Genomic DNA, 10513 nt, shown 5'->3' on the forward strand with positions numbered 1-10513 from the left:
GCTTGGCATCCGCGTAGTCGCTGCTCCCCTCATTCCCATCGGACGCATTCATCGCCATATCGCGCGGGTCCAGATAGCCTTCGAATGCGGATTCTGCAAAAGGACCTGCCAGACACGCAACTATCTCCCGGATCGCATCATCGCGTTCCAAACATCGATCCATATCGTCCTCGAAAATCGGCTTTCGCTTCGAGGTGAATCCTTGCGCTGAATAAAAACCCGCGCCTTCGACAACACCACCGCACTCTCCGTCACCGACGTCGGGGTAAATACTAACACTTGAGAAAGCAGGGAGTTCACGGTCGTCGTCGAACGTCTGACGGTGCAAAACGATGGCGGCCACCGCGTGCCCGGCTTCGTGATGCGCCACAAGCGGCAGATATTGGGAGGCTACATTCATGCGGTGCGGCTCTCAGGTCTAGTTTGCTTTTGCGCATAGGACCGCAATTGTCGTGCCAACTGGGAAAATCGTTTCGGGCAATGCGATCGCTCCGATAGCGTTGCGTCTCCTGTCTGACATTGTTGGGAAGTCGACACGCGCCCGTCGCAATGCGGTCGACCTTCCGCGCGAGTTGGGTGACCCGTGAAGGCGGCCGACCAGGACGATGTTGCGCTGATCGGCGACGAAGGCGCGGCCGGGCGAGATCGCGCATCAGGGGGTGACCGGCGTGTCGGCGAAGTCGAAGTCGTCGATGTCCTTGGCCAGCGGCAACTTGGCGACAGCGAACTGGTATTTGATGGAGCGGGCCTGCTTCTCCGATATCTCGGCCTGCAAGAGATCACCGACAATCCTGGGCGGCTCGTGCCGTCGCTTGATGGCGACGCGCCCATGATCTCGTCATAGGCTCTGCGCATTCCGTAGAGCTTCAGCGCTCCCATCAGTTCCAGTACCTCGGTGCGTTCCATGGCTGTTTGTCCTCCTGAGACTGTCATAGCGGGTGCAGTCGGCGACCGCTCGTGAGCTAGCTTCAGCGCTTGGGGAATGGAAAGGATCGTGCCCGGCGCCGGATCGCGGCTGCGGGCCAGGATGTTGAGGATCACCGGCGCCGACGATGCACCGTGCTCGATGGCTTCCTGACAGGCGGCCTCGACCGCGCTCAATCCGTCGGTCAGCACCCAGGTGAGGATCAACACCATCTGCCGGTCGACGTCATCAACCGCCTTGAGCTGCGCCGCACCTTCTCCATTGCCGACCGCACGACCCAGCCAAGGAACGGCGCGCGCCGTGTGCCAGGGATCGTAGGCGACCTCGTTGCGGCCAAAGGAGCGAACGTGTTCTCCCACGACCACGCCATCCTCTGGCGGATGCGATCCGATCGACATAAGCATGGATCTCGATGGGCCGACCGACGGCACTCGACAGCACCGAGTATTTGTTGTTGTCGAAGCGCACCGTGCAGGTCTTCGACACCGACGGGGGAATGCAATGGAAGCCGTCGAAGCGACCGGCAGCCGCTCCCGCTGCGGCTTGGCCGCATTCGCCGACAGCAGCCGGTCCCGCGTCTCACGCCGAGCTCCCATGCGGGGATAGGGCTGGTGCTTGCGCTCGTAGCGGAACTGCGTCTCCTCAGAACGCAGGACCTTGCGCACCACCTTGCGCGAGATCTTCAGCTCACGGCAGATCGCTTTGATCGACTTCCCCTGGACCAGCGACAGCCGACGTATCTTTGCAATCGTCTCTAAAACCAACATCCAAAACACAAATGCCTCCGATCAAGCCGGAGGCATCTTGATGACCCCATCGTTAAGGGGTCCCGTTTGGACGAAAATCACCCTTTAAACAGGGTCCCCATTCCACGAAAAATCAATGCACTACCTTCCAAAGCTGCGAGAGATCGCCACCGACCGCTTTGAAGGGGCTTTCGGCGGTCTCGTCAGCGAGGTTGTGGCATGAAGAAACATCAATCCACAGCATTGGGCCGAAGCATGCCACGGGCTCATGCCGCGGGAGAGCGGGAAGATATTCTTGAAAGAAGAAGCGGTCTCCGACATCAATACCGACAGGATGGGCAGCTTTCTCACATCACTTGAGGTCGAGCGTGGCAGTTGCGACCCGCAATGCAAGGCTGGCGGCGATGCATGCCTTTGCGCGGTTCCTGATTTCGGAGCACCCCGAATATTAGGATACGCTGCAACTGGTGGTGACACTTCCCTTCAAGAGGGCGCGTGGGTGGCACCTGTCGAATATCTCGATGAGCCCGGAAATCAAGAGCGTCCTGGCGCGTATCGTCCGCCGCACGCCTTCTGGACAGCGGGATTACGCTCTGTTTTCGCTGATGTTCAATACGGATGCACGAGTTCAGGGATCCTGAATCTTCGATTGTGACCTTCGTCTGGTATCGCCCTGTCCCGCCGAGCAAAGCAACGACCGCCCCACACTGCTCACCCGGTTCGGTGTTCCATACTTGCTGCGCACACATGGCTGCGGGCGAAGGAACCACCATGGCGGAAAAAAGCATCCATCATCGCCCTTTGCGGGACACGACGGCCATCCACCTCGTCAAGGCGGGTGTTGACATCGCCACCATCAGTCGATGGCCAGGCCACTCGGGCTGAACTAACGATGCGCTACGCCCAGGCCGGTATCGATATGAAGCGGCAAGCGCTCGAACAAGGCTTCCCCGACGTGATGTCATCGGCAAAAGATCAGACGATCATCGCTTTGATGGCTGGATGTTTGGCTGGCTGCACCGCTTGTAGACGCTCAGTTATGTGGAGTTGTATCGCGGGAAGTCGCGCGTCTTGGGCTTTTGCGGTGTCAGCTCCACATCTCTCCGCAGTGCACGTTGTCACTGTTGAAGAGCCGTTTGTTCAATCTTCGTCCTGGCACGGCAAGGGTTGTCGATATTGTGGGCGTCTTGCGCTTGCCGAGCTTGTCCGAAATCCAGCGCCGGATCAGGCGTGAACACTGTTGCGTAGTTCGTCAGCCAGAGCGCGGAGAACGTCGGCGCTTCCTTCCAGCGCCGTAAAAGCGTAGGGATTGAGGAACTGTCGGCCCCAGAACAGATTGCGATCTGTGCCGGATAGCGTAGCTTCCTCGCTGACACGCGGCCAATTCTCCGCAATGCATCGGAGCTGGCCTTCAACAATCGCAAGAGCTTCCGGCGCGCTGAGCAGGAAGTGATGCGCCGCTTCAAGGCAGGACGCTATCCGGCTCATGCGGTTATTGCCGCTGATGAGCATGGCCTGGCTGGCCTCCTGGCCACTGCGGGCCTGCGGACAAATATCGTACGCAGGCGTGAGGGTGAGCTTAGCGCCGTCCCAGAATGCCGCATGGTTGCGGGCATGATCGTCGGTGTTGCCGCAAAGTATGTTGAAGACAATGCGGCTGAACAACTCGCGCAGAGTTTCCGACGGCGCGGTGAATCGGTGGCGAATGATCTCCGCCAAATCCTGGTAGCTGGCGTAACGCGCCATCATCTCATCGAGCGCGAGCATCGTCAGCGCTGAGACCATGGATTTGCGTTGCCAGCCGCCCGTGACCTTGATCCGGTCGAATCGCTCGACGAGCAACACGTCGTTGCCTGCGGCGCGAACGAGCGAGACGGATGCCGCTCTGATGCCGCACAAGGCGGCAAGCCGCATGGCTATGAATTCTCCTTTGACGACGCTGTAAAGGTCGGCAGACGAGGAAAATTTCGCGACATGCTTGACGGCGTCACCCTCGATCAGCGCCTTTGGCCTTGCGCCGCCGATCGAGCTGCCGTGATGCAGCGCCTGATCTAATTCGGGGGTGAGCGGAATACCTTTCTCTACCCGCTCCGCCGATTGGACAAGCTCTTCGAGAGTGGCATTGGCCAGTGCGCGCGGCTCGTAATGCATTGGCGAAAACTGAAAATCGAGCGCGCCGATGCGGTCCGAGCCTGATTCCAGCAAGAACGTCAGTTCTGAAATATCGAGCCGCGCGATTTCATCGCCCTTCACACCGAATTTGCGGTTTAGGATAACCCGTCGTCCCCAGGCATCAGGGGCAGCATCGCGGATGCATCCCGGCATGGTTAGGCCAGGAAGCAAAGGCAATTCGCCTGCCTTCAGGGGCAGTTCCGGGAGATAAAGCGGGATCGCGCTTCCCAGTTCACGAAAGCTCCTGCCATAGTTGAAGCTGACGAGTCCGTCATGGGCATATAGCCGCCCGGCGACAACCGGCGCGGTCTCGCCCGGCAGCCAGACCCAGACATAGGCTTCGTCGTACTTGGGGACCTTAGAACTCATCGACGATCTGCTTGCCGGCCTTGTAGACGTGCTTCGGCAGCAGCGCGATGCGATCGTCCATGCGGCCTGTGAGGGCTGTGATGCCATTGCCGTCGGCATCGAACAGCTTCACACCGACAATGGCAGCAGCTTCGAACATCAGTCCGATTTCGACTTTGGGATCGCCCTTCTCGATGCGCTGCAGGGTGCTGCGTGAAACACCGATTCTCTCGGCTAACTCCTGTGCGGTTAACCGGTGCTGCATCCGGCCAAGCCGGATGGTCTTACCGAAAAGGCCAAGCGCTTCCATCGCGTAGCGCGAATAGGTGCGTTTATACGTTGCCTTCATTCGGGTCTCTGTGACCTATGCATGATCCATATCGCCTTCTTTCGAACTTTATATAGGTAATGTCACAGAGCGACTGCCAAAGTCAAGACTCCGTATCGCAAGCGTTACCCATCCGAACGAGGAAGGCGGATATTGCCGACGGCTCCTGCACAACCGGCCAGCTCTGCGCGTCTCGGGCGAGGCGGAGATCTGGCGCTGGATCGCGGACAGCCTTGAGACGCCTCGCATGAGTCATTCATGGGCGGTCCCTGGTGCGGGGCCGCGGCGCTCGACTGCTGGCCGACATTCTCGGCGGCGGGACCCGCATCCGGCTACACCAGCACTTTTCGACCGCATACGCGCCCAGCTTCTCTCCGAAATCATTGCCAATGAGCGCGAACCTCATGCGATCGCCGAGCTGGCCTGGCGGCGCGGAATCTACGCACGCATCCGTATTCGAGACCGCCCAAGGGAGGCTGACTAGCGTAACGCCCTCCGATCTAAGCGCCTTCCACAAAGCCGCTTTCGCACGCGACGGGCTGCATGTGGCGGTCGTAGGCGACATAGATGCCAAGCCCTGAGAGTAAGGCTCTACCAGCTGTTCGGCGATTTGCCTCAGAAACTGGCGCTTGCCGGCGCGAACCAGTGGTATCGCGAGGGCGAGCACGCCGAGCGCTTTTCCTCCGCCCTCCACTGACCACAGACCCGCACGCAACGAAGCCGCGCTCGATCTTATCGTGGCGTGGCTAGGTGCAATGTTTGCTCTCGCCATCAGGCCGGCTTTCCCGATGGCGTGGTCAACCTGATCTATGCGTCCGAAGGTGATCGCGTGGGCCGTGAACTCTGCACCAATTCCAAAGATCAGCTTTACCGGTTCGAACGAGGTCGGACGGCTGCTGATGCGTCAGTGCTCTGACCAGATCAAGAAGGTCAGCCTTGAAACCGGCGGCAATGCACCTTTCATCATCTTCGATGATGCCGACATTGACGGTGCTGTTGACGGTGCGGTCCAGGCGAAGTTCCGCAATGCCGGCCAGACCTGCGTTTCCGCGAACCGCATTTACGTCCAATCGAGCGTTCACGATGAGTCCGCCGAGAAATTGTGGAGAAGGTCCGGCACTTATCAGTGGTCCGACGTCTACTCCCGGAGCGAAGCCGTCGCCAACCCAAGATCGAGTCCCACATCGCAGATGATAATTCGATGCGGGGCCGAACGATAAATATGCATGCTTTGGCCACCCCGAGGCAGGGCTCATTGAGATGATCCGACCGCCTTGGAACAAAGATGGGGTAGAGCAGATGAAGCGTTGGCAGCGTGTCTCCATTCGACGCGAGCGCTTAGGATGGGATCACGATCATTCGCATCACGCGCAGCCGCAAGGGCGATGCCATGGCTACTTTGGAATCGTTGAAGTGGTTTGAGCCGGACAGTCACAAATACACCCGTTACGCCGCGGCTCAGGAAACGGGGCGGCGTCCGGCGGTGGAGGTGCTCGCTGACTTAAAAAGGGTGCGGGCAGTCGTTGCGCTTGAGAGCGACGACATTTGGGATCCGGCACGGGGTGACCTGCTGCCAATCGGCAGTTAACAGGGTCCGACAAAAGTGTGCACAACATGCTGCTGAAGTGGCCTCCGGAAGCGCTACCGGAAGTTACGCGTCTTGAACTTGATAGGGTCGATATGGTCATACTGCATCGACGATGTCGCGCCCCTTCGGCATGCCGCGCGGATCGATGCCCGATCCGCCGTGATGAGCCTCGTCCCTCGGCCGTGCGGCAACGGAAACGGCGTCTTGCGGTTTCCCACGCTGGCCAGCCCGGCCGACAGATCGGTCAGCTCGTGGGCGACGAGGTGCACCACCTCCTCTTCCGTCGGATGCGTCCGCGGACGCCGAGCATGGCCGAAGCAAGAAGCACGCGCCGGAATTTCTCGAGAGATCTTGACCCAGACGACGACGTTTGCCGCACCCGTCTCATCCTCCAGAGGAACATGAAGCCTTTGGCCGAGCCCGGCCGCTGCCGGACCAGCACCAGGCCGGCGGCCTCGAGCCAGCTTCTGCCTCGCGCCTGCATAGCATCCTGACAGGTCACGGTGCGGCGCCGGTTAGGCGGCACGCCGATTTTGGCAACGCTAGCCTGTGAACTGAAGAATGAAGGTCGGACTTGCGGCACATCGATTAGGTTCAAATGATAAGTTGCTGCCCGGCGAGGTCGTTTCAGCGCATCTCGACTGGTGGGTCGGCAAGACAATGCGGAACGGAAATGATCGCAGGCGTAAAGGACGGCTTTCGGGGCCGGAAGCTTCAGGCCTGGAACCGGACCCCAGTTTGGCGCAAGCATCGTGGCCTCCGCCCGGTCAGGCATTCACCGGCTCGCGAAATGCCAATTGATTCTGCTTAACCGGGCATACCTAAACGGCCACTTGCGTTCCGATCTCGACCACACGTCCGGTCGGGATCTGGAAATACTCCGTCGCGTCGGCGGCCGTGCGCGCCAAGCCGATGAACAGCTTGTCCTGCCACACCGGCATGCCGGAGTTGGGTGACGCCTTGAGCGAGCGACGCGACAGGAAGAAGGACGTCGTCATGATGTCGAACTTCCAACCCTGCTTGCGGCAGATCGCCAGCGCACGCGGGATGTTAGGCTGTTCCATGTAGCCGAAGGTCAGTGTCACCCGCATGAACAGCTCATTGATCGTTTCCATCTTGATCCGCTCGCTGTCGGGCACCACGGGCTGCTGCGCCGTCACCACAGAGAGGATGACGTTCTGTTCGTGCAGCGCCTTGTAGTGCTTCAGGCTGTGCATCAACGCGGTCGGCGCACTGGCGGGATCGCTGGTCAGGAACACGGCCGTACCGGACACCAGCTGCGGTTTCTTCTTCAACAGATTGCCCGCAAGGAAATCGAGCGGAATCTGGTTCCTGCGCGTCTTGTCAAATAGATACCTGCTGCCTCTTATCCAAGTCCACATGGTCATCACGATCACTGCGGCAATGGCAAGCGAGGCCCAGCCGCCTTCGAATACCTTGACGATGTTAGCTGCAAAGAAGCCGGTATCGATGAAGACGAACACCGCCATTAAGGCTATCGCGACGCCGAGCGGCCATTTCCAGATGCGCGTCATCACAACAAAAAGCAGTATGTTCGTCACCAGCATATTGCCGGTCACCGAAATACCGTAGGCCGAGGCCAGCCGGCTGGATTCGCCGAAGCCGACCACCAGCAGCATCACCACCAGCGCCAGCATCAGGTTGATGCGCGGCAGATAGATCTGGCCCGACTGTTTTTCCGACGTGTGCTGGATGACGAAACGCGGCAGCATGTTGAGCTGTACCGCTTGCCTGGTCAGCGAAAAGGCGCCGGAGATCACCGCCTGGCAGGCGATCACGGTCGCCGCCGTGGCAAGCACGACCATCGGAATAAGCGTCCAGCCCTGGTTCATCTCGAAGAACGGATGACCGACAACGCCGCCATTTGCCAGCACGAAGGCGCCTTGCCCGACATAATTGAGCAACAGACAAGGGAACACGATCGCCAGCCAGGCGAGCACGATCGGCTTGCGGCCGAAATGGCCGAGGTCGGCGTAGAGCGCCTCGGCTCCGGTGACGGCGAGGAAGACTGCACCAACCGTAACGAAGGCGACGTCAGGCGAGTTGACCAGGAACGACACGATGTAATGCGGGCTGATTGCCAGCAGGATTTCCGGGTCGTCCATGATGTGGTTGAGCCCGGAAAGGCCGATGGCCAGGAACCACAGCGCGGTAACGGGTCCGAACACCAATCCTACGCCGCCGGTGCCAAACCGCTGTACCGCAAACACGATCGCCAGGATGGCCAGTGTCAGCGGCACCACATAGGGCTGGAACGTCGGCGTGACGACATTCATACCTTCGACCGCCGACAGTACCGAGATTGCCGGCGTAATGACGGCGTCGCCAAAAAAAAGCGCCGCGCCGACGATGCCGATGCCGATGCCGATGCCGAGGATCACCGCAGAGCAGGTCGGGAAACTGTTGCGCGCCAGCGCCATAAGCGACAGCACTCCGCCCTCGCCTCGATTGTCGGCGCGGAGCACGAACATGATGTATTTGATCGTCACGGTGATCGTCAGGGACCAGATGATCAGCGAGAGTACGCCGAGGATGTCGCCACGGCTGGCGACGTTGCCACCCGCTGATGCATGCAACGCCTCGCGAAATGCATAGATCGGGCTGGTGCCTATATCGCCATAAACGACACCTAGTGCGCCCAACATCAGCGCCTTGGTGCTGTGCTGCTCGACCTCAGAATGGCTCGATTGTTCGACAGGTTCTGCCTCGTTACCAGCATTGGTAAGGGCCATGGACGACACTCCGATAAGCGCGCGGTGCTCTACGCTTGCTGCACTGCAATATCAAGTTCCGTCACGTAATGTCTGCCGTCTCGCCTGTCGTTGCTCGCCTTGGTAGACTCGCCAGCCCGCAGCCCTACCGAGCAGCAATAGCGCCCCGGCAGAACCCTCAATCGCCCAGATCAATGAATGGTTATCGCCCACAGTGCCCCCCCGCGATGCGGCCGATGGCGACCAGGGTGTCGTGGGCGCACAAGGATGGCGCTTTCCTGATGACGCCGTGCTCCAGGTGTGATCGCACCGTTGCTGCGCAAGCCATTTACTTGCTCGTCCCAGCGAGGACCGTGGCCAACTGGAACGCAGGGCCACGCCGCTCACCGGCCGCACTTTGCGGCGCAGATAACGATTCGATCTCCGCGGCGAGATTCTGGTTGAAGAAGCCACCAAGCTTGTCGAAGGACACACGGTCGTAATATCGACATGCCAGTATCCGCAACCCAGAAAAGCTCCTTGGGCTCCGCTGCGCGCGCCACGAACAACCCGATCTTCTCTGCGAAGAGGACGCCGTAATCCTTCAGGTTGAAGCCAAACCGGGGGGCGGCCGTGACGTATGGGCGAAGGGCTAGGAGGCGGGTTCGGTGAGGAACGGCATTGATGTCCACGCCGTCTCCTGGAAAGACAGAGGAATGCGGTGTCACCGACTGGCGCCGGAGGTTGATCCGGTGATTAGGAGGAGCACTCGTTGTCGGATTCTCGACGATGTCGGACATCTGACACAACGCTGCCAGAGCGATCACGTTGTTCCGAAACGATTTTCCCAGTTGGCACGACAATTGCGGTCCTATGCGCAAAAGCACTGCGATGCCGCACCGACTGGAAGAACTCATCAATGATCACGCTTTTCGAACATGTGGGCGCCGCTACCAACACTAAGCGTTCCCGATCAAACGGAAGCCTCTATCCCTTCTTTCTGAAGGCTGTCCGGACATGAACGCATTTGATGTCCGTCCAACGCTGGATGCTCCCGACGACGATCTCTATCTTTGGCTTGAAGATGTGGAAGGCGAGCGGGCACTTGCCTGGGCCGCCGGCCAGTCGGCAAAGACCCTGAAGCACTTCAGTGGAACGCAGTTCGAGCGCGACCGCGCGACTCTGAAGGCAGGCCTGTTCCCTAAGCGGCGTCGCATCTCCCCCGGCCGAGTCGCATGGCTTGAATCCGATATCAGGGCTTGGATGGAAACTAGATCTGAGAGCCGCACCGCATGAATGTAGCCTCCCAATATCTTCTCCCGTCTGTGGCGCATCACGAAGCCGGGCACGCGGTGGCCGCCATCGTTTTGCACCGTCAGATGTTCGACGACGACCGTGAACTCCCTGCTTTCTCAAGTGTTAGTATTTACCCCGACGCCGGTGACGGAGAGTGCGGTGGTTTTGTCGAAGGCACGGTTTTCTATTCAGCGCAAGGATTCACCTCGGAGCTAAAGCCGATTTTCGAGAACGATATGGATCGACATTTCCAACGCGATGAAGCGATCCAAGAGATAGTTGCGTGTCTGGCAGGTCCTTTTGCAGAATCCGCATTCGAAGGCTATCTGGACCCGCGCGATATGGCGATGAATGCGTCCGATGGGAATGAGGGGAGCAGCGACTACGCGGATGCCAAGC

Annotated in this window: 7 protein-coding genes and 4 pseudogenes; 4 read left to right on the forward strand and 7 right to left on the reverse strand. The window is 59.5% G+C overall.

Annotated elements, in window-relative coordinates; all coding sequences use genetic code 11:
• From EN949_RS28120 to EN949_RS36740, 3 genes and pseudogenes are all read right to left on the reverse strand, one after another.
• Positions 1–400: hypothetical protein (locus EN949_RS28120; RefSeq protein WP_164747207.1), on the reverse strand; the 400-nt coding region annotated here is incomplete at its 3' end.
• Positions 401–592: 192 nt separating this feature from the next.
• Positions 593–906: pseudogene (locus EN949_RS28125) on the reverse strand (ATP-binding protein); the annotation flags it as partial.
• A gap of 10 nt (positions 907–916) precedes the next feature.
• Positions 917–1450, reverse strand: a pseudogene (locus EN949_RS36740) (IS21 family transposase); the annotation flags it as partial.
• A gap of 516 nt (positions 1451–1966) precedes the next feature.
• Between EN949_RS36740 and EN949_RS28135 the strand changes: the two are divergent.
• The gene (locus EN949_RS28135) at positions 1967–2326 is read left to right on the forward strand and encodes a hypothetical protein (protein ID WP_126066776.1); all 360 of its coding nucleotides are present in this window, start codon (positions 1967–1969) and stop codon (positions 2324–2326) included.
• A 569-nt stretch (positions 2327–2895) separates the two neighbouring features.
• Here EN949_RS28135 and EN949_RS28140 read toward each other — a convergent pair.
• Together EN949_RS28140 and EN949_RS28145 are read right to left on the reverse strand one after the other, a co-directional pair.
• On the reverse strand, positions 2896–4212 hold the full coding sequence (locus EN949_RS28140) for a HipA domain-containing protein (RefSeq protein ID WP_063169281.1): 1317 nt from the start codon (positions 4210–4212) through the stop codon (positions 2896–2898).
• Complete coding sequence (locus EN949_RS28145; protein ID WP_063169282.1) at positions 4202–4540, reverse strand: helix-turn-helix transcriptional regulator; 339 nt, start codon at positions 4538–4540, stop codon at positions 4202–4204. The genes EN949_RS28140 and EN949_RS28145 overlap by 11 nt, the downstream gene beginning before the upstream one ends.
• Before the next feature lie 611 nt (positions 4541–5151).
• On the opposite strand from EN949_RS28145, the pseudogene EN949_RS35995 reads away from it, so the two are divergent.
• A pseudogene (locus EN949_RS35995) lies at positions 5152–5648 on the forward strand (aldehyde dehydrogenase family protein); the annotation flags it as partial.
• A gap of 512 nt (positions 5649–6160) precedes the next feature.
• Here EN949_RS35995 and EN949_RS28160 read toward each other — a convergent pair.
• Both EN949_RS28160 and EN949_RS28165 read right to left on the reverse strand, forming a co-directional pair.
• Positions 6161–6621 (reverse strand): annotated as a pseudogene (locus EN949_RS28160) (OB-fold nucleic acid binding domain-containing protein); the annotation flags it as partial.
• Between the two features lie 307 nt (positions 6622–6928).
• A complete protein-coding gene (locus EN949_RS28165; RefSeq protein ID WP_063169287.1) occupies positions 6929–8860 on the reverse strand; it encodes a potassium transporter Kup in 1932 nt (643 codons plus the stop codon).
• Between the two features lie 975 nt (positions 8861–9835).
• On the opposite strand from EN949_RS28165, the gene EN949_RS37155 reads away from it, so the two are divergent.
• Positions 9836–10114, forward strand: coding sequence for an AlpA family phage regulatory protein (locus EN949_RS37155; RefSeq protein WP_063169289.1), 279 nt, complete (start codon positions 9836–9838; stop codon positions 10112–10114).
• On the forward strand, positions 10111–10513 hold a 403-nt coding region (locus EN949_RS28175; protein WP_164747208.1), incomplete at its 3' end, for a hypothetical protein. The genes EN949_RS37155 and EN949_RS28175, both read left to right, overlap by 4 nt.

Origin of the sequence: Mesorhizobium sp. M7A.F.Ca.US.007.01.2.1 (assembly GCF_003998165.1) — a bacterium.
GTDB classification, from domain to species: domain Bacteria; phylum Pseudomonadota; class Alphaproteobacteria; order Rhizobiales; family Rhizobiaceae; genus Mesorhizobium; species Mesorhizobium ciceri.

Coding starts and splice junctions, on each gene's coding strand:
- EN949_RS28140 (WP_063169281.1), bottom strand. CDS start 4,212: ATGAGTTCTAAGGTCCCCAAGTACGACGAAGCCTATGTCTGGGTCTGG.
- EN949_RS28145 (WP_063169282.1), bottom strand. CDS start 4,540: ATGAAGGCAACGTATAAACGCACCTATTCGCGCTACGCGATGGAAGCG.
- EN949_RS28165 (WP_063169287.1), bottom strand. CDS start 8,860: ATGGCCCTTACCAATGCTGGTAACGAGGCAGAACCTGTCGAACAATCG.
- EN949_RS37155 (WP_063169289.1), top strand. CDS start 9,836: ATGAACGCATTTGATGTCCGTCCAACGCTGGATGCTCCCGACGACGAT.